Here is a 23,172-nt window from a genome sequence, read left to right on the forward strand (position 1 = left end):
TCGCTTATTGTCCTAGCGGATCAGGTCGGTCAGATATTCGGTAATGTCGTAAGGTTGGCGAGCAATGCGTCGCTGTTCGCATCCTTCAAGCAGCATAGCCAGTTCCTGCGTCTAACCGCATGGAAACCCTAGTGATACCAGCCTATTTATCTCGCAGACGCAGGGCGCGTTTGCGGGCGCTTACTGTCGTTATCGTATCCTCGCGATGGAAAGCGCATCCGCGTAGATTTGACCGGAAAAGTGATGCTGTGATGTTTGAACGTTACATGATCGCTAATTTCCACAATCAAGAATGATTGAGTAAACCGACAGATAAGCGCCGTCTGAATGAGTTGACTTCGATGTGGTGGGATTACCACGGGCGCAACCCTAACATGGCAACAAAAGGCTAAATGCATTTGAGTGCAGTTGTAAAAATAGGGATGATCCGATGATTTATCAGATTAATAACCGTCTGTTGATGGATTATCGGGTTAAACAGCTAGGAAATGGCATAAAAGCTTCAACAATTAATCACGATCTTGCTGTACTTAGCGGGGTATTCAGTGTGATGATCGAGGTTGAGGAATTTTTCGGTGAACATCCGATAAGCGCCTTAGCTCATCTTAAAACGCAACAGACTGAAATGTCTTACTTATCTGAAGACGAGATCGCCAGATTGTTGGATATGGCCCAGGTGATGCAATGCGTATTGCCCGACTCCACCTGGCTACAAGCGCGGGATGAGGTGAGGCCAAAAACCTCAAAGCTGAAAATATCATTCATAATCGAGTTAGGTTTGTTGAAACAAAGAATGGTAAAAAGCGCTCGGTGCCAATTTCCTAGGAGTCCGCCAACGAGGTGAAAACCAAAGAAAGCGGGCCGCTGTTTAAAACCCATTATCTGACGTTCTATAAATTGATTCGAGAAGCCACACCCGACCTTCCCAAAGGGTAAGCAATCCATGCTTTACGGCATACATTTGCCACCCATTTTATGATGAAGGGAGGAAATATCATTGCTCTCCAGCGAATACTTGGACATGCAAACATTCAACAAACTATGACTTACGCCCACTTTGCACCTGATTATTTGCAGGATGCAATTGCGCTAAATCCGTTAAGTGGAATGTCCACAAACTGTCCACACTTGTGATGTTTTGGGACGTTTTAGGATGTTTTTAGACGCCTAGTGATACGTTAAGTGATTGAAATCCTGTAGTTCTGCCTATAGCTACTGGATATAGAATCCTACAACCTGATAGGATTAGCCTCTTTTTAAGGAATGACACCATGAACAAACAGCCCGAAGACTGGCTAGACGAAGTCCCAGAAGATAAAAATGAAGATGATGATGAGATTATCTGGGTCAGTAAAAGTGAAATTAAACGCGATGCCGAAGCGCTGAAAGATCTGGGCACCGAGCTGGTAGAGCTGGGCAAAAACGCGCTGGAAAAAATCCCTCTGGACGAAGATCTGCTGGCCGCCATTGAACTGGCGCAAAAGATCAAAAAAGAAGGCCGCCGCCGCCAGATCCAATTGATCGGTAAAATGCTGCGCGCTCGCGATGTTGAACCCATTCAGATCGCATTGGATAAGCTGAAAAACCGCCATAACCAGCAGGTTTCACTGTTCCATAAACTGGAAGTGCTGCGCGACCGTTTGGTAGCGGAAGGCGATGACGCCGTACCTACCGTGTTAGATCTGTATCCGGATGCCGATCGCCAACAACTGCGTAGTTTGATCCGTAATGCCCAGAAAGAAAAGGCAGCCAACAAGCCGCCAAAAGCATTCCGTCAAATCTTCCAGTATTTGCGTGAACTTTCCGAGAAGCAGCTATGATCAGACGGAGCCGGGAGTCTGCCACAGACCCCGGTTCCGACTAACGAATATTAAAGCGTAAACTGCCAGACAATTCTTCTTCCGCCTCTTCGAACAGTAGAATAATCGCGCCAAAACGCCGTTTCCGGCGGTGATTGAGATGAATAAACTCAATTTCCACCGGTAAACTGATGGCTCCGGTTACCGTATCCCACAATGCATCCAGATTGGCGCCGAAATCTTCGCCCAAACAAAACTTCTGCGAAAAGTCATGATAAAATGCGGGAAGATCCGCGATATGGTCAAAATCAAACGTCACTTTCACCATTTTTTCACTCCATCCGAACAAAATTCTTATAATGATCCTGAGTCAGATAAATCAGGCCATCATTGGAATAGAGCAGCCGATCCGTTCCCCGATGACCACACTGATAGTTGACGTCCGCTTCACGCCATATCCGATTATTAGCCTTGGGTAACGAACCTTCACGGTTTGAAAAACGATCGCCGCCGATAGCTTTCCCCGGCAGCACCTGACATAAATTACCGTCTTTCGGGTTCCAGCCTTGCTCACGCGCCTGCTTTTTCGTGATATAAAAACCCGGCAATCTATTGTTTTGTTTTAGGTATTTCACCACTTTCTCATGCTGGGTCAGTTGGTCGATAGATTCAGTTTGGCTGACTTTATTACTCTGCTGATGACGAGGAATCTGCCCCTGGCTATTGGCCTGCGCAACCACCGGCCTTGACGTCGGCACAGCGGCCGGCGCTGTTCCCCGATCGTTTCCCTGGATGATCGCGACAATTAATACCCCCGCCGCCGCCAGAATTCCCACCAGACGTTTGTTCATGATTTTCCTAATCAATTTGCTCGGCTAAAAAAGATGGCTGACGTCGATGAACGCCAGCGCTTCTCCGTTGATTTATTGACTATAAATTACCTAAGTGTAGGGTTTTCACTTCCATAAATTCATCCAAACCCAGCACCGAACCTTCACGACCCAAACCAGATTCCTTCACGCCGCCAAAAGGCGCTAATTCAGTAGAAACCGAACTATCGTTAATGCCGATCATGCCGCTTTCCAGCGACTCAGACACGCGGAATACCCTTTTCAGATTTTGAGTATAGAAGTAAGCCGCCAGACCGAAAGGTGTGTTATTGGCACGCTCAATCACTTCTGCTTCGGTTTTGAAGCGGAAGCAGGCTGCCAGCGGGCCAAAAGTTTCCTCACTGGCGACTTTCATCTCTTCGGTAGCATCGGCAATGACCGTGGGCTGGAAGAAGTTGCCACCCAATGCATGACGTTCGCCGCCCGTCAGCAGGCGCCCGCCTTTCGCCAATGCGTCCTTAACGTGATCTTCAACTTTTTTCACGCCAGCAGAGTTGATTAGCGGCCCTAGGTTGACCCCTTCATCCATCCCGTTGCCGACTTTTAGTTTTTTCACTTCGGCAGCCAAACGGGTGACAAACTGTTCGTAAATACCATCCTGGATATAGAATCGATTGACGCAGACGCAAACCTGACCAGCATTGCGGAATTTGCAAGCCATAGCTCCGGCAACTGCCGCATCCAGATCGGCATCGTCAAAGACGATATAAGGCGCATTTCCCCCTAATTCCATCGAGATTTTCTTCATGGTTTCTGCGGCGTTGCGCATGAGGGTTTTGCCAACCTCGGTGGAACCGGTAAAGGAAATTTTACGGACTTCCGGGCTAGCCATAATGACATCGCTGATGGCGTGGGTGTCGCCAGCAACGCCATTTAACACGCCGGCCGGTACACCGGCTTTCTCTGCCAGAGCCAGCAGTGCGAAAGCAGAAAGCGGTGTGTTATTGGCTGGTTTAATCAAACCGGTACAGCCCGCGGCTAACGCAGGCCCTAGCTTACGCGTGAGCATCGCCAACGGAAAATTCCACGGCGTAATCGCTGCGACTACGCCCACCGGTTCACGAGTGGCAAAGATACGCGCGCCGGTTTTTGCCGGAGGAATAATTTCACCGTTGGCACGCTTAGCCTGCTCGCTAAACCACTGAATGAAGCTGGCGGCATAATCCACCTCACCCAAAGCTTCTTTCAAGGGTTTACCTTGCTCTGCGACCATTAATTCGGCCAGATACTGACGGTTTTCGACAATAAGCTGATACCAACGCTGTAGAATCTCGGCTCGCTGTTTGGCCGGCGTTTTACGCCAAGCAGGGAAAGCGTCATGGGCCGCTTTGATCGCCGCCTCGGTTTCACTTTTACCGGCTTTAGCCACCTGTGCCACCAATTCACCAGTGGCTGGGTTCAATACATCAAAGGTTTCTGCGGCCTGATGCCATTTTCCACCGACAAAGTAGCCAGTTTTAAACAATTCATGTTTTTGTAACGGATTATCCAGATGTGTTGGAGCGGACATCTTTAGGCCTCCTGATCGGCAAAGGGCTGCCCACAATAGGCAACGAGAAAGGGGGAGCATGAGTTGAGTATAGCCCTTGATGGCAGCAGGAAAACAGGCGCCCTGCCGCCAATCGCTTATTGAATGAGCGCGTGCTGGTATCTCTGCAGCATATCGGCAAGACGTTTGACCGTTTGAGTCACGGAGATAGGAGCATGATATTCTGCCAGTTTTTGCTGGTAATCACTTAATTCCTGTAGCAGACGGAAAAAGTAATGGCGTCGCTTTTGCTCGTTTTTCGAAGTCATCACCCGATCGGCGGTATGGCGAATCTGTTTGTGGAAAGCGCTTAACTCGGCGTTGACTGGAATCTCGGTATTATTCAGCCTTTGATGAGCCACAATCAGCAACAGAGCCAAACGGTACTTGGCGATATCACCGGGGAACATCATCAGCAATTGGTTGAGCTGCTGATATAATGCTGGTAAATGGTTATCGCTGCGGCGGGCTTGGTTAGTGGTCAGAGCCGCCACCGCGCTGTACACAAAACGGTTTAGTAAAGTTCTACCGGTACGCACTTTAGCGTTATCCCGAATCAGCAACAGCACGATCAGAGAGACAAAACAGCCGACAATCTGGCCGAGGGCGCTATCCAGAAATAGGCTAACGTTGAATTCCATTGGGTTGCTGAGCACCAAAATGTTAATAGTACCCGCCAGCGTCCCCAAGGAGCCCAGCCGCCGTTTCTGCACTTCCACGCCGATAATAAATGCCAGTAACCCCAAACTAATGCATAACAGCAGCAGACTTTGCTGAGTCGAAGGCAGAATAAACATGAAGTACAGCGCGCCCATCGGCAGCGCCATTAACATACCGATGAGAAAGTCCATCGCCACCATGCGCGGATTGGGCGTGCGCATCGCCAGAGAGGTCACAACCGCTATCATGACCATACAGCCCGCCCCCGATGTCCAGCCGGTCCACAGCCAGAACAGGCCGCCTATCGCGGTGGCAATACCGGTGCGCAGGCCATTGATCATCGCGTGATGACCTTCCGCCGAGGTGTGTTTTATTTCAGGCTCGGTAGTTAACAGCTCTTCTTCAACGCTGCTAATACTGCTGTTAGTATGAATGCCCTTCGCCAGCAATAAATAACGAGTGGCGGCGCCAACCCAGCTACTGATGGTCAAAGGCACCGCGCTACTGTGACTACCCGCGAAATACTGACGCAACACTTTCATTTGCTTATGAATATCGCCGCAGTTATCTGCGGGTGTACTGAGCAGCGTTTTCAATTCATCGGTTAAATAATCCGGATGGTTAATCAAAATCAAATAGGTTTCACAGGCCTGAGTAATCATAGCGAGGGATTGCCCGTGTAACGCCTGTAAGCGGCGATCGCAGCGCTGCCAGCGGGAAGATTCCATCATCAGATAGCTACGCATCCCTTTCAATGCGCTGGTATTTTTCACCAAATCATTCCATGCACGGTCGATATCTTCTTTCTCCGCAGAGTGGATGCACAGATGCAACAGGTGATATTGATCCACCAGCAGCTTATCGATCAGACGATCGATATCCTGTTTGATCGATCGCGGAGAAAACAGGAGATCCGCGATCACCGCACAGACGATCCCCAGCACGATCTCGCTACAGCGTTCCACCGCAAACTGTGGCGTTAGCAACGGCGTTTCTCCGGTCGTCACAATGATGATCAATGCGGTGTAGCCTGCCAGACCGAAAGCGTAGGAATTCTCGACTTTCACCAGCGAGGAAATCCAAGTACAGACGCCGGCCCAAACACAACACAGTATGAGCGTCAGTACCGGTGCTCTTATAGTCAGAACGATAATTACCAATCCACCAATACAGCCAATGAATGTTCCAATAATCCGCAACCAGCCGCGGTGACGAATAGCGCCGGAAAAAGGTTCGCCACCGGCAGCAAAGGCTGGGCCAGCAGCGACAATCGCCGCCGTCATCACCGACCAGCGAGGAGTTTCCAACTGAAAATGGAAGCCCAGAAACAGCGCCGCAATAATGGCAAAACTCAGTTTGAACGCAAAGCGATAGCGGATAAACCTTTGGCTAGTGAACATACTTCCCCTTAGCCAAACTCACGCAGGCGATGCATTAGCTGAATCAAACCCGAAGCATGGCTTGGCTCGCGACCATTCGGTCCGGTAATCACTACGGTGGCAGTGGTGCCCGCCGGATACGGATGCTGTTGATCTTTCTCATCTAAACGAACTTTTACCGGCACACGCTGAGCTAAACGAACCCATTCCAGATTATTATCGATCGTCGCCAAACCCTTACTGTCGGCCTTGCTGCTACTGTTAGTCACCCCTGCGGATACGCTATCGACGGTGCCGTGCATAATACGATTACTACCCAGCGGCGTAATTTCGACACGATCCCCTTTGCGAACGCCTTCCAGCTTGGTTTCTTCCAGATAGGCCAGCACGTAGAACGTGTCTTTTTTCACCAGCGCTACCGCAGTCGCGCCTCGGGTAATAAATTCACCGGCGTGAACACTCAAGTTAGTGATCCAACCCCGAGCTGGCGCACGCACCGTGGTTCTTTCCAGATCGAGTTTTGCTAGATCGCGCACCGCAATGGCTTTTGCCAGTTGGTGTCTAACGGTTTGCAACACGTTGGTGGACTGATCGATTTCTTCCTGCGACAAAGCCTGCACGCCTAAGCGCAGACGACGGCTGGACTCACGCTGTTTCTCCGCCGCTAAAGTTTGATAGTAGGCTACATCGGCTTCAGCACTGGCCAACGCCTGCTCGTAGCGGGGACGATCGATAACAAACAATACCTGACCTTTTTCTACCAATTGGTTATCCACCACCGGCACATCGGTAATTAAACCGCTGACGTCGGGTGCGATAGCGACCACGTCGGCGGTAAATTTGGCATCACGAGTCCAGGGAGATTCGGTATAAAACGCCCAGATTTTAAAAATAGCCATCACGGCCAGCAGTACCACAACCAAGGTGATACCGATTCGGGTTATTTTTATCAGAAATGTACTCACGGCAACCTCAGGAAAAGAAAAGAGACGTTAAATAAAAAAGGCAACAGAACAGCGCCGTATTAAACAAAGCCGGGTGCCAGACAAATTCATAAATACCCGTCGGCTGTAAAACCCGACGCAGCAGAAAAAACAGCGCCAGAGAAATCAGCAACTCGAGAAATATCGGTGGAAAAGACAGACCGAAAATAACCATCACCGGAAGCAAACTCATTCTTTTATCCTTATTTTTTGGGTACCGGTTGGTTTACCCTACCGCTGGATTCATACCGTCGAGTGAAAGGTTACCGTTCGCTCGACCGATCGCGGCACTAACCTGAAATAACGATCAGGAGCCTGAAGTGTTAAACTTGCTGGTATCTGTCAGTGGAAGGTGCGAGGACAACTGAGGCGGTGCGTATTAACACCGAAGGTTATTTTTCCCGCCCCCTTATATTAGCCTGCTTATTATCAACTGATCTACAATCTGTGATCTAAATCACTTTTAAGCCAGAGTTAACAATTCATTCAGGGAGAACAATGGAACGATTAAAACGGATGTCGGTTTTTGCCAAAGTCGTCGAGTGTGGTTCCTTTACCGCCGCCGCCCGACAGTTAGGCATTAGCGTTTCTTCCATCAGCCAGACCGTCTCCAAGCTGGAAAATGAGTTACAGGTCAAACTGCTTAACCGCAGCACGCGTAGCATTGGGCTGACCGAAGCGGGTCGTATCTATTATCAGGGCTGTCGCCGCATGCTACAGGAAGTGCAGGAAGTGCATGAGCAGCTCTATGCTTTTAATAATACGCCAACCGGCACATTACGCATTGGCTGCTCCTCAACCATGGCACAGAACGTGCTGGCAACCATGACCGCGGATATGCTGAAAGCTTATCCTGGCCTATCGGTCAATTTGGTGACTGGGATTCCGGCTCCGGATCTGATCTCCGACGGGCTGGATGTGGTGATCCGCGTTGGGGCTTTGCAGGACTCAGGCCTATTCTCTCGTCGACTGGGATCGATGCCGATGGTGGTTTGCGCTGCAAAGAGCTATCTGGCTCAACACGGAACGCCGGAGAAACCCGCGGATATGGCGAATTTTTCTTGGCTGGAGTACAGCGTTCGCCCTGATAGCAATTTCGAGCTGACCGCGCCGGAGGGAATTTCCACCCAGATATCACCACAGGGACGTTTTGTAACCAATGATTCGCAAACCATGATTCGCTGGCTCAAAGCCGGAGCCGGTATCGCTTATGCGCCGCTGATGTGGGTGATTGATGAAATTAAACGGGGAGATGTGGAAGTGCTGTTCAACCGCTACCATTCAGAACCACGACCGGTTTACGCTTTGTATACCGAAAAAGACAAAATGCCGCTGAAAGTGCAGGTGTGTATTGATTATTTGACGGAATATTTCAAGCGCGTGGCTGAAATTTACCAAGGATACCGCTGAGTCAATCTGGCCTCCCCAAGCGAGGAGGCCAGCGAAAATCAGGCCGTGCCGCCGACGGTCAGATTATCCAGTTTCAGCGTCGGCTGGCCGACACCCACTGGCAGACTTTGCCCTTCTTTACCACACACGCCCACGCCTTTATCCAGCGCCAGATCGTTGCCAACCATCGAAATTTGCTGCATCGCCTCAATGCCCGAACCAATCAGCGTGGCACCTTTCACCGCGTTGGTGATTCGGCCATTTTCGATCATGTAGGCTTCCGAGGTAGAAAACACAAACTTACCGGAAGTAATATCAACCTGCCCACCGCCAAAGTTCGGCGCATACAGACCGTATTCTACGCTAGCGATGATGTCTTCCGGCGTGGATTTACCAGCCAACATGTAAGTATTGGTCATACGTGGCATGGGTAAATGAGCGTAAGACTCACGACGCCCATTGCCGGTCGGTGCGACGCCCATCAAACGCGCGTTCAGCTTATCCTGCATGTAGCCTTTTAGAATGCCGTTTTCAATCAACACGTTGTATTGACCCGGAACGCCTTCGTCATCAATAGCCAGTGAGCCACGGCGGCCTTGTAGAGTGCCGTCATCGACCACAGTGCATAGCTCTGAGGCCACGAGTTGCCCCATTTGACCGCTGAATACCGAGCTGCCTCGACGGTTGAAATCACCTTCCAAACCGTGACCAACCGCTTCGTGCAACAGCACGCCCGGCCAGCCTGCGCCCAATACAACCGGCATAGCGCCAGCCGGCGCCGCCACTGCGAATAAATTCACCAAAGCCATACGAACGGCTTCTTTGGCATAGGCATCGGCACGAACATCGCCATCAACCTGTTCTAAGAAATAGTCATAGCCGAAACGACCGCCGCCACCGCTGGCACCGCGTTCACGTTTGCCGTTGTCTTCCACCAGCACACTGACAGACAAACGCACCAGAGGCCGCACATCGGCGGCCAGAGTACCATCGGTAGCCGCAACCAGAATCAATTCATACACACCGGTCAGACTGGCGCTCACTTCCTGCACCCGCGCATCTGCGGCGCGCGCCACTTTATCGACCCGATGCAACAGCGCGATTTTTTCTTCACGCGGCAAGCTTTGCAGCGGATCGCGTAGAGGATACAGCGAAGCGTGGGCAATCTCGCCCAAGGTGTGAACTTTACCGTTCCCGTTATCACGCACAATACTGCGGGCAGCCTGCGCACTTTGGTGTAAAGCATTCAGGGTAATTTGGTCTGCGTAGGCGAAACCGGTTTTTTCACCGCTTACCGCACGCACGCCAACCCCTTGATCGATATTGTAAGAGCCATCTTTGATGATGCTGTCTTCCAACACCCATGCCTCGTGATAGCTGGACTGGAAATATAAATCCGCATAATCCAGACGGCGCTCAGCCAACTGACCCAGAACTGAGGAAAGATCCTGATGGGTCAGTTTGTTAGCAGCGAGTAACTGCTCACTGACAAACGAGAGGCTCATATTATTTTCACTCTTTATTGGATGAAACTTCATTGAATGGCGGCACCAGACTTGGCTGGAAGCGATTATGCTGCATCACCGGCATCTGCTTACGTATTTTTTGCAGGCCATTAGCATCGACCCTCACTTTTAGGGCAGAAACGTTATCTGGATTCTCGCTTAATACCTTTCCCCAAGCGTCAACGGCCATCGAATGACCCCAAGTACGGCGGGTTAACCCATGGCTGCCAACCTGCGCCGGAGCCAATATCATACATTGGTTCTCAATGGCCCGTGCCCGCAGTAACACTTCCCAGTGAGCTTCACCGGTAACTCGGGTAAATGCCGCCGGAACGGAAATGATTTCCGCCCCTTGAGCGCGCAACGCTTGGAATAACCCAGGGAAACGCAAATCGTAACAGATGGTCATGCCCAAACGCCCAACCGGCGTATCCACTACGGTTAGATGCTCTCCCGGTTGATAGGTATCAGACTCACGATAGTGTCCGTGTGTATCATTGATATCCACATCGAACATATGAATTTTGTCATAGCGCGCCTGCAATTCACCTTGATCGTCAAACAACAGGCTGCTAGTGGTAATGCGATCCGGAGACTCACGGCTAATCATCGGCATCGAGCCAACCAGCAGCCAGACACCGTAACGGCGCGCCATTTCACGGACGGCCTGCTGCAACGGACCATCATTGTGACGCTCGGCCTGTTTACGATAAGCCGCAGAATCGGCAAATAACAGTGCATTTTCTGGCGTCATGACCAATTTAATGCCCGAATTCAACTGCTTAATCTGTTGCTCTATCTGAGCCAGATTAGAACGGGTTTGCTCACCGCTACAAAGCTGTAAAAGTGCAACATTGGCATTTTTCATGGTGCCTTATTCTCCTTTAGCTGGCGTAACACCTCATGGATATCCGGCTGATCCAGACTACCGGTTATCTGATATCGAATCAGAGATATTTTACTCCACAACGGCCCGAGCACTTTGGTAGCAGCAAAAACCGCCGCCCCAATCACCGGGTTAATCACAAATGCCGTCGCCACACCGACGGTCGCGGATATTTCCGGCGTAATAACCGCTTCCATATCGATTTGGCGTTTCACCAAATCTACACTGCCGTTCATGGCAATATCTGCCGCCAGACCGTCGATCAAAAGATCGTTAGTATGCACCACTCCAGATTTCACGCTAGCGGTACCGCGGATTGAATCAAAGGCAAAGTCACGGCTGAAGGTATCGCTGAAATCCAGCTGTAGTTTACGTAACAATGCGTCGAAGCTGACCAGCCGCAACAGCTGCCCGGCGCGGCCTCCGCCCAGATTCACCATGGCGCCTTTGCTTAGTTTGGCGCTCAAATTGCCATTAAGGGTTTCAATTCGCGGCTGCCAAGGCACACCCTGCCACGCCAGCGTTGCGGTGCCGTCAAAAGGCGCATCTTTAAGCGGCGTGCTAATACCGAAGAATGACAACGTGTCATCGATTTTACTGCCAGAAACCTTCATCCTAACCGAAGTGTTATTGCCTTCCGCACTTTGCCGCCATTCGCCGTTAACCGCCATGCGAGCCTTAGCGACCTCAATCAGGCCATTCTTAAGACTTAACACTTTGTTGTCATGAGAAATATCGGCGCTCACTTTGCCAATATTCTGCCCCATTACCCAGCATTCCTGACACCGAAGCTGCAACGCTGGCCAATCGCGGAACGAAACATCATGACTGAGCGGAGAATCTTCCAACGCCGCTTTTGACAAAGGTTGATCAACATCTTGCGCCGTCCACTGCGGGTTGTAATAGAGATAGCGAATATCTGCCCGCCACGGCCCGATGCTGGCCATGCGCACGCTACCATCCACTTCACGCCCTTTGGCGCTAATATCTGTCCCATTCAACTGCGGCTCAACCCGCAGGGTCAGATGGTGCCAAGCCTGACCGCCCAGCAGCAGTTCTGGCGTTTGTAGCTCAACGCGAGAAGGTAATGTGAACGGGCTTTGGCTGACCGATTTTTTACCGATCATGGATGACGCCTGTGGAGAAGCCGATGCCAGCGCAGGGCCAATTAGTGCCAGCCACCGCTCCCCATCCAGAGGTGGCAAATTCACCACCAACCCTTTTTCCACAGGTAACGGCGGAACTTTTTTGCTGTCGGTCTGCCAGACCGCTTTACTCAACTCGACTTTCTGATCTTTTAACAACCATTGACTGTTGAAATGATTCGTTCCTGCCGCTGAACCAGAAAGCGTGAATCCATTGAGACCACCTTTTGCCTGAACGCTCACCGGCAAAGATTCACCGCCTTGAGTATCTAGTGGTGGGGGTAAGTGACTGCTCACTCTCTTTAGGTCGGCGTTGACGTCTACCAAATAACTTGGCTCCCCGTGCTTCGGCAATTGCACCGCGACTTTACCCTGCCAACCGAAGCTGCCCTCTAGCTTTTTGGCTATATCAGTGGGAATTTCAGTGATTTTGGCCGGAATCCAGTCACCGCGCAGGTTAACCCCAACCTGAAAGTTGTCTTTTTGCTCTTCCGTGGTGAAATTTATCGTCAGCGGCTGACCAAACCAGTTCGCCGATATTTCATCGCTCGACAGATTGCCATCGCTAAAGCGGAATTTACCGCTGACATTTTCCAACTGACTTTGCAGCGGCTTAATCAATAAACTGTTGTTACGCAGCGTCACTTCGCCGGTAGCGTGCGTGATATTGCCTTCTACCAAGGGAATTTCAAGATGTAAGCGCCCACTCACATTTCCACCGACTTGGAGTTCATCCAACGCACTTCCCACGGAATCATGTAGCGGCGTATCGTTAAAGTAATCATGGACATCCGAGCCTAATCCCGCTACCTGTGCATCAACAAACAGGCGTTCTTTCAGATAATCAGGAATATTGGCGCTGATATTGGTACCGGTGACGTTCCCCAGCATTGCCCGCGGTGCATTCATCCAAAGGCCGTCATTGAGGAAATTCAGGTCGATAGCCAGATTTTCCAGCGCTGGCCATTCCGGCTGGAACTGGAAGGTCGCATTACGCAACGGAACATAAACCTGGAATTGGCCTTCATTATGGGTGTAAGGGAAATAATGAGGATTGCCGTTATAGACCAAAGTGGCGTTATCCACTTGCCCGCCCTGAATCGCGCCGGTCAGATAATCCACCAGCGCTTTCCCCATCAAGGGTTGAGGGAAGTAACGCCAGGCATCTGCACCGTCATACAGGCGAATACCGGCCAGAATATTCAGCCACGGCTGGCCTTTTTCCGGCTGTTGATAACGGAAACTACCGTTTGCCCACAAAGACTTAGCTTTTACATCCAGCTTGTCACTCCACAGTTCCCAGCCTTTATCATCCACGCGCCAGTCAATGTCGCCCTGCGCGCTGCTGACTTCCAGCGGGGCGCCAAACATGTCACCGTAAGGCAAGATGCTGTCGTTCAGGTTTACCGCCAGACGCCCATGGCTAACGGAACCGCTCATTGTGCCAGAGAAATGATTCACACCCGGCAAGAGTTCCCAGTGCTGCCAGCTGACATCTTGCCATTTCGCCTGAAAACGGGTCAGTTCAGGCTGTTTTAGAGGAATATCTAGCGCCAGCGCAGTCAAATGTCCCTGCGGTTTTAAATCTCCCCAGCGAGCAAGTAAATCCGGGGTAAACAGAGAAATGGTCGGTAACAGCGGTCCAATTCGCTCTAGCTGAAGGTCTTTGGCGCGAAGGCGTAATTCTTCCGGCTGATCCGGACCCAGCAGCTTATTATTTTCTGGCAACCACAGCGCCGACAGGCGCCCTTGCGGCCACGCCTGGCCGTCGGTGGTTAAATTCAGCTGTGGAGCATCAATCTGCCAGCCATTTCCCTGACGGCGCGCGTCCACCACCAGTTGATCGACGGCGAGCTGATGAGGCTCTCCTTGGGTAGTCCAGGCGGCTTGCCCTTGTTTCAGCAGCACATTCCCACTGTAAATATCGCCGCCTTTGAGCGTCAACCAGGCTGCCAGACTAAATTCGGCGCTGTCTAATCCAGTATTATTATGCAACCAGCGGCTGATCCAAGGCTTCACGTCAATATTATCAGCCTGCATATACACAGTGCCGTTATTCAGAATGCCCTGGTCGTCGTGTAAATCCATCCGCACCTGAACCACGCCATGCTGGCCATTAATCGTCGATAGGCTGATTTGCCCTTCGGCGCGATGGCGATTACGCGAGTTAAGCCAGGTTAACTGAGGAATTTCCAGCTCGGCGCTGGAGCCAGATGGGGTAAGAAATGAAATACGACTGTTACGCAGATCGAAATGATCCAACTGACGCAGAAAAATATCGGTGAAGTGGCTGGACTCAAAAGAGCGGTTCTGATCACCCGGATTAATCAGCGGACGATCCAAATCCAGCTGTAGCTGATAGAACGTCATATCCCGTAGCTGCCAGCGCCAGTGCAGTAAAGATTGCCAGACATCCAGCGCTAGCGTGATGCGCTGAACCTGCAATTTGGTCTCGGGTAATTGGGCGCGTAGATCCCGAACTTCCAACGTCGGGCCAAAAGTTTCCCAACTGCCTTGAATAAAACCAATTTCCAGCGGAATTCCGCTGACGGCCTGAATCTTAGCCTGTAGCTGCGCACGATAGTCGTTGAGCTGCGGCAACATCAAACGAAGCCCACTCACCAACAATGCCACCACAACAATCATTGTGGCGCCTGTCGCTAACAAAATCCTGGGCAGTCGCCTCACGCATCTCTCCTTGCTTCCCGCTGCAAGGGGCGCAGCGGAAATTTATTACATCATCACCACGTCAAACTGCTCTTGGCTGTAGAGCGGTTCAATTTGAACTTTTACCTGCTTACCAACAAAGATTTCCACTTCGGCCAGCGCATGGGATTCTTCGCTCTTCAGCGCTTCCCCTACCGCAGGTGAGGCATAGACCAGGAATCTGTCGGTGTCATAGGCATGGTGAACCCGCACGATTTCTCGCAGGATTTCATAGCATACCGTTTCGACGGATTTAACCGTGCCGCGACCGTGACAAGTAGGACAATCATTACACAACACGTGCTCAATGCTTTCGCGGGTGCGCTTGCGGGTCATCTCCACTAATCCTAGCTGAGAGAAACCGTTAATACTGGTTTTCACCCGATCTTTGCTCAGCGCCTGCTCTAATGAGTGTAATACACGGCGACGGTGCTCTTCATTACTCATATCAATAAAATCAATGATGATTATCCCACCGAGGTTACGCATTCGCAGCTGGCGAGCGATGGCCTGAGTGGCTTCGATATTAGTATTGAAAATGGTTTCATCAAGGTTACGGTGGCCGACAAATGCCCCAGTGTTGATATCGATGGTGGTCATGGCTTCAGTTTGGTCGATAATCAGATAACCACCAGATTTCAATTCAACTTTACGCTCCAGAGAACGTTGAATCTCGTTTTCTACATCATACAGATCGAAAATAGGCTGTTTGCCGGAATAGTGCTCCAGCTTATGGGTCATCTCTGGAATATATTCGCGGGTAAATTCGATCAGTTGCTCATAGGTCTGGCGGGAATCGACCCGAATGCGATCCAACGCTGCGCCAGCAAAATCCCGCAGAATTCGCTGAGCCAGAGCCATTTCGCCGTACAGTTTGCATTTGGTTTTATCACGTTTTTTACGCAGCTGTACTTTGGCCCACAGGCGTTTTAGAAACGCCGCATCCGCGGATAATTCTTCTTCACCAATACCTTCGGCAGCGGTACGGATAATAAATCCGCCCTGCTCATCGCAATAGCTGGCCACGGTATTTTTCAGACGATCGCGCTCAGCTTCGCTCTCAATACGCTGAGACACACCAACGTGCGCCGCTCCGGGCATCAGCACCAGATAGCGAGAAGGCAGCGTGATATCCGTAGTCAGACGCGCGCCTTTGGTGCCCAGCGGATCTTTGACCACCTGCACCATAAGATCCTGCCCCTGACGTACCAGTTCAGCGATATCACGTACATTGAAGTTCTTTTGCTCATCCCCAGCCACGCACTCGGTGTGGGGCATAATGTCTGAAGCATGAAGGAAAGCCGCCTTATCCAGGCCTATATCGACAAAAGCCGCCTGCATTCCGGGCAAAACCCGACTAACGCGACCTTTGTAAATGTTGCCGACGATACCTCTTTTCGCTTCACGCTCAATGTGAATTTCCTGCAGGATGCCGCCGTCGATGTAGGCAACCCGCGTTTCAGACGGTGTAATATTGACCAGTAATTCAGCTGTCATGTATTCCTCTCACATCACGTAGCGCGAAAAAATGACTCAGTAGTTCATGGGTTTCTACCAACGGCAGGCCGACAACGGCGTGATAACTGCCTTTAATCGCCCTGACGAAACAACCACCCTTGCCCTGAATACCGTAAGCGCCCGCTTTGTCCATCGGTTCACCGGTAGCAATATAGTCACTGATTTCTTGTTGAGATAACACGCGGAATGTCACATCTGTCACGACCATTGTGCCGAGTGAATGCTGTTTGTCAGCTAATGCAACGGCGGTCATCACCTGATGTTGCTGCCCAGACAACGCACCCAGCATTTGTGCGGCGTGAGCAGCATCCCGCGGTTTTTCCAAAACTTGTCCATTAAGTACCACAATCGTATCGGCACCGAGCACCGGTAAATCCCGCTCGGCAACCGCCACTCCAGCGCGCGCTTTATCTTCAGCCAAACGTCGGACATAGTCCTCGGCGGCTTCCCCCGGATTGCGCTGCTCCTCTACTTCCGTTTTCAGTATTTCAAACGGTAAATCGAGAAGCGCGAGCAATTCACGCCGACGGGGAGAACCTGAGGCCAGATAAAGGGCTGTCATTGGAAAAATCCTTATTGCACCGCAAACTTACGGCGAATCTTACGCATTAATAAGAATAGCCACGGCCATAAGATACCGTTAATTAAACTACTCCAGAAAACTTCAGGTCGGAACGAAACGTTAATCACTAAAAATTCTGACCAGAACACCACAACATCCATAGTTAGCGACAGAAGCATCACGATTAATGCCTGTTGCCACAGCGCCATATTGCGGAATAACTGAAACTTGAAAGCCACCAGATAGGCAATGATGCTCAATGCCAACGCGCGCACGCCAAGGGTTGAACCTAAAATCAGATCCAGAATCAGGCCGAGAATAAAGCCGCTGCCAACGTTAACCCGATGAGGCAATGCCATAACCCAGTAAATCAGGATCAACGTCAGCCATGACGGGCGGAACATATAAATTTCTTTTGGCCACGGCATCACCTGTAGCACCATTGCAATCAGGAATGACAGCCAGATAACCCAGCGCCCATTACTGGTGTAACGGTTCATGGCGTCGCCCTTACCGCTGGCGCATTCGCCGGAGGCGGATTCAAACTGGCTGGCGCCGGTGGGCCGACCATTTCGCTGGCGCTTGGCAATACCTGAGGCATCATCTGCATCAGGCGCTCATTAGCCACCCGATGGACTTCATTCGGCGGCAACGGTAAATCGCCATTACGATCCGCGCCCCACAGCAACAGCAGATAACGCAGACGCTGTAAATCGGCCATTGGACGAGCCTGAATCACGGTATAAGCGCGCTGATTATCGACTTTAACCGAAGAAACCACTGCCACCGGATAACCTTCTGGGAAGCGTCCGCCGAGGCCAGATGTCACTAAAACATCACCGACACGAATATCAGTATTGCTTGGCAAATGTTCGAGCAATAAGTCGTCGCTACAGCCGCCACCGGCAGCAATAACGCGAATATCATTACGCAAGACTTGAATCGGTAGCGCGTGGGATGCATCGCATATCAACAGCACACGGCTGGTGAATTTGCTGACAGCCACCACCTGCCCGACCACGCCTTTATCACTGATCACCGGCTGGCCTTCATACACGCCATTATCGGTGCCTTTATCGATCACAACCTGATCGCTATAAGGATCGGTGCCGCTGGAAATAACCTGCGTCACCATTTTTTGTTCGTCCTGACGCAGCGGCGATCCGAGTAACTCGCGCAGACGTGAGTTTTCCTGCTTAAACTGGCCAAGCAATTGTAGATCGGTATTTTTAAGCAACAGTTCCTGACGTAACGCACGATTTTCCAGCTCAAGCTGTTGGCGCGTTGCGATGGTTTCTGAAACGCTGTCTAAAACTTTACGTGGCCCATTGGCCAGAAAATAGAAGGGGCTAACTGCAGTGTCCATATAGGTACGAATTTTAACGAACGTACCAAGCCGGCTATCGACAATAACCAGCGCAATGGCTGCAAGAACGGCGAAGAAAAGTCGCAGTTGCAGGGATGGACCCCGGCTAAAAATCGGCTTCATAAATTATGCGTATTCCTCGACAACAAAAAGGAGGCACTAAACCTGATGATGCAATACCTTCATCCGATCCAGCCCTCCTTTTTTGGCTGACTATTCTTCGCTGAACAAATCGCCGCCATGCATGTCGATCATTTCCAACGCTTTACCACCGCCGCGAGCTACGCAGGTCAGAGGGTCTTCTGCAACCACAACCGGAATGCCTGTTTCTTCCATTAACAAACGATCCAGATTACGCAGCAATGCGCCGCCGCCGGTTAACACCATGCCGCGTTCGGAGATATCGGAGGCCAATTCTGGTGGACACTGTTCCAAAGCAACCATAACCGCACTAACGATGCCGGTCAGTGGTTCTTGCAGAGCTTCCAGAATCTCGTTGGAATTCAGAGTAAAGCCGCGTGGAACACCTTCTGCCAGGTTACGGCCACGGACTTCGATTTCCAACACTTCATCACCCGGATACGCCGAGCCGATGCTGTGCTTGATACGTTCAGCCGTTGCTTCACCGATCAGAGAACCATAGTTACGGCGCACATAATTAATGATCGCTTCATCAAAGCGGTCACCACCGATGCGTACAGAAGAGGAGTAAACCACACCGTTCAGTGAGATCACCGCCACTTCCGTAGTACCGCCACCGATATCCACAACCATTGAACCGGTTGCTTCGGAAACCGGCAGGCCAGCACCGATTGCAGCAGCCATTGGCTCTTCAATCAGGAACACTTCGCGAGCACCGGCACCTTGGGCTGATTCACGAATAGCACGACGTTCTACCTGGGTAGCACCGACTGGCACACACACCAATACGCGCGGACTTGGGCGCATAAAGCTGTTGCTATGAACCTGCTTGATAAAATGCTGAAGCATTTTTTCGGTCACGAAGAAATCGGCGATAACGCCGTCTTTCATCGGGCGAATCGCGGCGATATTACCCGGAGTACGCCCCAGCATCTGCTTGGCATCATGGCCCACAGCTGCAACGCTTTTGGGGGAACCGGCACGATCCTGGCGAATAGCGACCACCGAGGGCTCATTCAGTACGATGCCTTGTCCTTTTACATAAATCAGGGTATTGGCGGTACCCAAGTCGATGGACAAGTCGTTGGAAAACATGCCACGAAATTTCTTAAACATAACGAAAGGATAATCCTGCAAGCTGGGGGCGAAAAATAAAATCCGCCTACTTTACCAACCACACGGAGCAGCGACAAGGCGCAAAAACGTCCTACTCCGGTGAAAAAGTGGCTACGTTATTCCAATCAAGTTCCGCTGAATAAGGTATATGCACTAAAACCCTTGAATAAAGGCTCATTATACCCCCCAGTCGACGCGTCGAACGGTGTAACACAGCACATAAAATCTAACATTTAACCTGATTACCGCCGGAAGTAAGTGCCTACCAACGGTCTACGGAAATGGCTGGGACATTCTACGTTAATTTTTGCTCAACGATCAGGCTAAACATGGCCCTGCTACGAATATTTTTTCTGCTCAGGGTTCAAAAGCATCGGCGCAGCAAAAAAGTTACCCTGTCCGCCATAAACCCCTTTCTGTAGCAGCGTTTCCCATTCTTCCCTGGTCACCACTTCTGCAGCAAAAACTTTAACATTCGTACCGGCACAGGCACCAGTAAGACTTTGCACAAATAGCTGATTTTCAAGGCGGACATCAATACTTCTTACTAATCCCGGATGTAACTTAATCATTTCCACCCGTAAAGACTTAATATAAGAGGTACTGACCACCGTCAATCCGGCCTGCGAAACCATCAATCTACAGCCTAACCCCAATAACAATCGAATCACCGGGCGTAAGGCCTCAATGTGTTGGCAGACATCAGCCTCAGCCAATTCAAAGATAATCCGCTGACGGTAACTTTTCCGGCACTGTAATAAGGTATCCCGTAGCCAACGCTTAAAGGAACGTTGCAATAATGAATCAACGCTTATGGAAAATGCCAGCGTTTCATCCGGCCACAGCGCCAATAAAGGAATTATCCGACCTATTTTCTGTCGATCATAACGTTCGGCCAACCCGAGCAAACGCACCAACGGAGTAAACTCCGCCGCTATCAGCTCTTGTTCGCCATCAAATATCCGGCTGATGATTTCACGGTGATGAATTGTTCCATCACAGGTAATGACCGGCTTCTGATACAGCCTAGGGCCACCGTTAACCAGCGTTTTTTCCAGCAATGTTCGCCACTTAACGCTACCGCGTCCTTTCTCCGGCACCTGATTATCATAGACATACCAGCTATTGCCCCCATACAACGCCGCATTTTTGGTAGCTTGTCCAGCATTATCCATAATTTGTTCCGCCGCCTGCCCATGGCGATAGGCCACGATACCAATATTAAGCAAAGCGTCGCGATCGATAATCTGCGGCGCTGGCATAGCGCCAGCCACATGAACCAACTGTGCCGCCATCACATCGGCGTCTTTCAGCGTTTTATGCGGTAATAAAATGGCAAAATCGCTGTTGGCGTAGTGGGCTAGCAGAGCGGAAGGATAACGGTCGACAAAAGTGGAAAGTAGATTCACCATCGAATGCATCAATTCCTGCACCCGCGATTTGTCGTAAATCTCGCTTAACGCATCAAAATCGGGTAAGTGCACCATCATCACTACGCCGTGGGCACCAGGCTCTTCGAGCTGGGTAGTGAGCTGATTATCAAAAAACAGCGCGTTATTCAGGCCGGTTTTAGCGTCCTGCGCGGCATAGGAGCGAATCAAAGTATCCAATTGGCTGCGTTCTTCACGCATTTCCGCCAAATCCAGTAGCAAACGGTCGAGAGCATGGCTGGCATAAGGCGGCCACTCATGAGTTTCACCGCGCAGTACATTCTCACGCTCGCCGTTGAGAATACGTCGCGCCCGGTTTTCCAGTTGCTCCTCACCTGCCGTTTGTTCCCGCAGCCAGCGAAAACTTAAAAACAGAATGACCGCCATCATGACCACCGCCAACGACAAAATCACCGCCGCATACATCGAACGGGTGTAACTGGTGAGTGGATCGATATAAGTCAGCCGCATCGAACTGCCAGGCTGCTGTAATAATGGAAGAGACAGTTCGCGATAACCGCTATTGGTATCCCAGGCGGTATAAGTAGGAGGAACGTTCAAATAAAACAATTGATGCTGCGAATTTTCAACGCTGATTTCAACCACACCAATAGCGCCCATCATCAAAGGCAACCAGCTACGCGGAACTTCGGGTGGGTCGGTCAGTAAGGATTGGTCGTACGCGGTTACGATAGTATTAAGGCGATGTTCCATTTTTTTCTGGCATAAGTAGAAAAAACTGAACGTACTCCCTAACAACATTAAACACATGGCCATTACGACCAGTAATGCCATAAACGCAGAAAGTTTGGTTGTAAATCGCATCCCTCAGCCTTGCCTACCGCAGTTAAATGGAAAGTATTCCTCACTCCTTTTGGGCGGGTACTATATGACAAAACCGGCCACAGACGCTGGTTTTTTAATGTCTTATACGACAAAAACACAATTTTTTACGAAATTCGCCGCCGTTGCCTCATCCTTACCCTGCATAAAGCATAGTCACTGATATAAGCATCGAGGCCAAATTTGTCCTTGGTCAGTCTTCGGGCTTGATGTTACCGGTATATTCACCCAACCTGATTAATACGAATTTTTCGATCGCCATGAGTCGATCATTGTTAACGGCACTTTTTAGGGAGCCTCTAATGCGCGCACTGTTACTCGAACAGCACGATGGCAAAACCTTGGCCAGCGTCCGTGATATTTCACCGGAACAACTGCCAGCGGGTGAAGTCACGGTTGATATCAGTTGGTCTAGCCTGAACTACAAAGATGCGCTGGCGATCACCGGCAAAGGCAAAATCATTCGTCAGTTCCCTATGGTGCCGGGCATTGATTTCGCCGGAACCATTCACAGCAGCGAAGATCCGCGTTTTCACATTGGCCAGTCGGTATTGCTGACCGGTTGGGGCGTAGGCGAAAACCATTGGGGCGGGCTGGCAGAACAGGCGCGGGTTCACGGTGAATGGCTGGTTCCGCTCCCCGCAGGTCTAGATGCGCGTAAAGCGATGATTATTGGCACCGCCGGTTTCACTGCGATGCTGTGCGTGATGGCGCTGGAAGAAGGCGGAGTCACCCCAGAAAGCGGCGAAATTGTGGTTACCGGTGCCAGCGGTGGCGTGGGCAGTACTGCGATTGCTCTGCTTTCAGCTCTGGGTTATCAGGTAGCCGCTATCAGTGGCCGTGAAGCTAATAACGACTATTTACTGTCACTCGGAGCCAAACGGGTTCTCCCGCGTAGCGATTTCAGCGATGCATCTCGTCCGTTGGAAAAACAGCTGTGGGCTGGCGCTATTGATACCGTCGGCGACACTTTGCTAGCCAAAGTGCTGGCACAGATGAACTATAACTCTACCGTCGCCGCCTGCGGTCTGGCCGGGGGTTATAAACTGCCCACCACGGTAATGCCTTTTATTCTGCGTAACGTGCGTTTACAAGGTGTGGATTCTGTTATGACACCGCAACTGCGCCGTCGGGCTGCCTGGGACCGTCTATTGAAAACGCTGCCAGAAAGCTACTATCAACAGGCCGGACGTGAAATTACGCTAGAGCAGGCTCCTGCGGTCGCAGCCGAACTGATGGAAAATCAGGTTACTGGCCGAACCTTGGTTAAGGTCCGCTAATTAGCCCGTTAAAATAGTGCCATTTCACCGGGCGGACGATTCGTTC

General features: G+C 50.8%; 18 protein-coding genes and 1 pseudogene. 4 read left to right on the plus strand and 15 right to left on the minus strand.

Going from position 1 to position 23,172, the window contains the following annotated elements:
- The first annotated feature begins 144 nt into the window (after positions 1-144).
- Positions 145-1,134: pseudogene (locus AD970_RS20540) on the plus strand (phage integrase).
- Between the two features lie 137 nt (positions 1,135-1,271).
- Positions 1,272-1,820: a ribosome biogenesis factor YjgA gene (gene yjgA, locus AD970_RS08620; RefSeq protein ID WP_049597951.1), complete on the plus strand. Its 549-nt coding sequence runs from the start codon at positions 1,272-1,274 to the stop codon at positions 1,818-1,820.
- A gap of 40 nt (positions 1,821-1,860) precedes the next feature.
- Here yjgA and AD970_RS08625 read toward each other — a convergent pair whose 3' ends face one another.
- The 6 genes from AD970_RS08625 to aaeX all read right to left on the minus strand — a co-directional run bounded on the left by AD970_RS08625 (position 1,861) and on the right by aaeX (position 7,432).
- Positions 1,861-2,127 (minus strand): barstar family protein, encoded by a 267-nt coding sequence (locus AD970_RS08625; RefSeq protein WP_049597954.1) that lies wholly within the window; start codon positions 2,125-2,127, stop codon positions 1,861-1,863.
- A gap of 4 nt (positions 2,128-2,131) precedes the next feature.
- Positions 2,132-2,650, minus strand: a complete 519-nt coding sequence (locus AD970_RS08630) for a ribonuclease (protein ID WP_049597955.1) — start codon at positions 2,648-2,650, stop codon at positions 2,132-2,134.
- Positions 2,651-2,729: 79 nt separating this feature from the next.
- Positions 2,730-4,199, minus strand: a complete 1,470-nt coding sequence (locus AD970_RS08635) for an NAD-dependent succinate-semialdehyde dehydrogenase (RefSeq protein WP_049597956.1) — start codon at positions 4,197-4,199, stop codon at positions 2,730-2,732.
- A gap of 116 nt (positions 4,200-4,315) precedes the next feature.
- A complete protein-coding gene (gene aaeB / locus AD970_RS08640) occupies positions 4,316-6,277 on the minus strand; it encodes a p-hydroxybenzoic acid efflux pump subunit AaeB (RefSeq protein ID WP_049597958.1) in 1,962 nt (653 codons plus the stop codon).
- An 8-nt stretch (positions 6,278-6,285) separates the two neighbouring features.
- Positions 6,286-7,221: a p-hydroxybenzoic acid efflux pump subunit AaeA gene (gene aaeA, locus AD970_RS08645; protein ID WP_049597960.1), complete on the minus strand. Its 936-nt coding sequence runs from the start codon at positions 7,219-7,221 to the stop codon at positions 6,286-6,288.
- 7 nt (positions 7,222-7,228) lie between these two features.
- Positions 7,229-7,432 carry a p-hydroxybenzoic acid efflux pump operon protein AaeX gene (gene aaeX / locus AD970_RS08650; protein ID WP_049597962.1) on the minus strand — a complete coding sequence of 68 codons (204 nt, stop codon included), beginning with the start codon at positions 7,430-7,432 and terminating at the stop codon, positions 7,229-7,231.
- A 305-nt stretch (positions 7,433-7,737) separates the two neighbouring features.
- Here aaeX and aaeR point away from each other — a divergent pair, with 305 nt between their 5' ends.
- Positions 7,738-8,649, plus strand: coding sequence for an HTH-type transcriptional activator AaeR (aaeR, locus tag AD970_RS08655; protein WP_049597964.1), 912 nt, complete (start codon positions 7,738-7,740; stop codon positions 8,647-8,649).
- 38 nt (positions 8,650-8,687) lie between these two features.
- Here aaeR and tldD read toward each other — a convergent pair whose 3' ends face one another.
- The 9 genes from tldD to csrD form a co-directional block, all read right to left on the minus strand.
- Positions 8,688-10,133, minus strand: a complete 1,446-nt coding sequence (tldD, locus tag AD970_RS08660) for a metalloprotease TldD (protein WP_049597966.1) — start codon at positions 10,131-10,133, stop codon at positions 8,688-8,690.
- A gap of 7 nt (positions 10,134-10,140) precedes the next feature.
- Positions 10,141-11,001, minus strand: a complete 861-nt coding sequence (gene nit1 / locus AD970_RS08665; RefSeq protein WP_049597968.1) for a deaminated glutathione amidase — start codon at positions 10,999-11,001, stop codon at positions 10,141-10,143.
- The gene (gene yhdP, locus AD970_RS08670; protein ID WP_072080624.1) at positions 10,998-14,852 is read right to left on the minus strand and encodes an AsmA2 domain-containing protein YhdP; all 3,855 of its coding nucleotides are present in this window, start codon (positions 14,850-14,852) and stop codon (positions 10,998-11,000) included. Before yhdP ends, nit1 begins: the two co-directional genes overlap by 4 nt.
- 45 nt (positions 14,853-14,897) lie before the next feature.
- Complete coding sequence (rng, locus tag AD970_RS08675) at positions 14,898-16,367, minus strand: ribonuclease G (RefSeq protein WP_049597972.1); 1,470 nt, start codon at positions 16,365-16,367, stop codon at positions 14,898-14,900.
- Positions 16,357-16,950 (minus strand): Maf family protein, encoded by a 594-nt coding sequence (locus AD970_RS08680; protein WP_049597974.1) that lies wholly within the window; start codon positions 16,948-16,950, stop codon positions 16,357-16,359. The genes rng and AD970_RS08680 overlap by 11 nt, the downstream gene beginning before the upstream one ends.
- Before the next feature lie 11 nt (positions 16,951-16,961).
- Entirely contained in the window at positions 16,962-17,450 is a 489-nt protein-coding gene (gene mreD, locus AD970_RS08685; RefSeq protein ID WP_049597977.1) for a rod shape-determining protein MreD, read from the minus strand.
- Positions 17,447-18,439, minus strand: coding sequence for a rod shape-determining protein MreC (mreC, locus tag AD970_RS08690; RefSeq protein ID WP_049597978.1), 993 nt, complete (start codon positions 18,437-18,439; stop codon positions 17,447-17,449). Before mreC ends, mreD begins: the two co-directional genes overlap by 4 nt.
- Before the next feature lie 90 nt (positions 18,440-18,529).
- The gene (gene mreB, locus AD970_RS08695) at positions 18,530-19,573 is read right to left on the minus strand and encodes a rod shape-determining protein MreB (protein WP_002228205.1); all 1,044 of its coding nucleotides are present in this window, start codon (positions 19,571-19,573) and stop codon (positions 18,530-18,532) included.
- Between the two features lie 338 nt (positions 19,574-19,911).
- Positions 19,912-21,828 (minus strand): RNase E specificity factor CsrD, encoded by a 1,917-nt coding sequence (gene csrD, locus AD970_RS08700; RefSeq protein WP_049597981.1) that lies wholly within the window; start codon positions 21,826-21,828, stop codon positions 19,912-19,914.
- Between the two features lie 320 nt (positions 21,829-22,148).
- Between csrD and acuI the strand changes: the two genes are divergently transcribed.
- Entirely contained in the window at positions 22,149-23,126 is a 978-nt protein-coding gene (gene acuI / locus AD970_RS08705) for an acrylyl-CoA reductase (NADPH) (RefSeq protein WP_049597982.1), read from the plus strand.
- Positions 23,127-23,172: the final 46 nt, after the last annotated feature.

Source organism: Yersinia nurmii (genome assembly GCF_001112925.1).
GTDB classification, from domain to species: Bacteria; Pseudomonadota; Gammaproteobacteria; order Enterobacterales; family Enterobacteriaceae; genus Yersinia; species Yersinia nurmii.

Coding starts and splice junctions, on each gene's coding strand:
- AD970_RS08630 (WP_049597955.1), bottom strand. CDS start 2,650: ATGAACAAACGTCTGGTGGGAATTCTGGCGGCGGCGGGGGTATTAATT.
- mreD (WP_049597977.1), bottom strand. CDS start 17,450: ATGAACCGTTACACCAGTAATGGGCGCTGGGTTATCTGGCTGTCATTC.
- mreC (WP_049597978.1), bottom strand. CDS start 18,439: ATGAAGCCGATTTTTAGCCGGGGTCCATCCCTGCAACTGCGACTTTTC.
- yjgA (WP_049597951.1), top strand. CDS start 1,272: ATGAACAAACAGCCCGAAGACTGGCTAGACGAAGTCCCAGAAGATAAA.
- mreB (WP_002228205.1), bottom strand. CDS start 19,573: ATGTTTAAGAAATTTCGTGGCATGTTTTCCAACGACTTGTCCATCGAC.
- aaeX (WP_049597962.1), bottom strand. CDS start 7,432: ATGAGTTTGCTTCCGGTGATGGTTATTTTCGGTCTGTCTTTTCCACCG.
- AD970_RS08635 (WP_049597956.1), bottom strand. CDS start 4,199: ATGTCCGCTCCAACACATCTGGATAATCCGTTACAAAAACATGAATTG.
- nit1 (WP_049597968.1), bottom strand. CDS start 11,001: ATGAAAAATGCCAATGTTGCACTTTTACAGCTTTGTAGCGGTGAGCAA.
- acuI (WP_049597982.1), top strand. CDS start 22,149: ATGCGCGCACTGTTACTCGAACAGCACGATGGCAAAACCTTGGCCAGC.
- aaeB (WP_049597958.1), bottom strand. CDS start 6,277: ATGTTCACTAGCCAAAGGTTTATCCGCTATCGCTTTGCGTTCAAACTG.
- tldD (WP_049597966.1), bottom strand. CDS start 10,133: ATGAGCCTCTCGTTTGTCAGTGAGCAGTTACTCGCTGCTAACAAACTG.
- aaeR (WP_049597964.1), top strand. CDS start 7,738: ATGGAACGATTAAAACGGATGTCGGTTTTTGCCAAAGTCGTCGAGTGT.
- rng (WP_049597972.1), bottom strand. CDS start 16,367: ATGACAGCTGAATTACTGGTCAATATTACACCGTCTGAAACGCGGGTT.
- csrD (WP_049597981.1), bottom strand. CDS start 21,828: ATGCGATTTACAACCAAACTTTCTGCGTTTATGGCATTACTGGTCGTA.
- AD970_RS08680 (WP_049597974.1), bottom strand. CDS start 16,950: ATGACAGCCCTTTATCTGGCCTCAGGTTCTCCCCGTCGGCGTGAATTG.
- AD970_RS08625 (WP_049597954.1), bottom strand. CDS start 2,127: ATGGTGAAAGTGACGTTTGATTTTGACCATATCGCGGATCTTCCCGCA.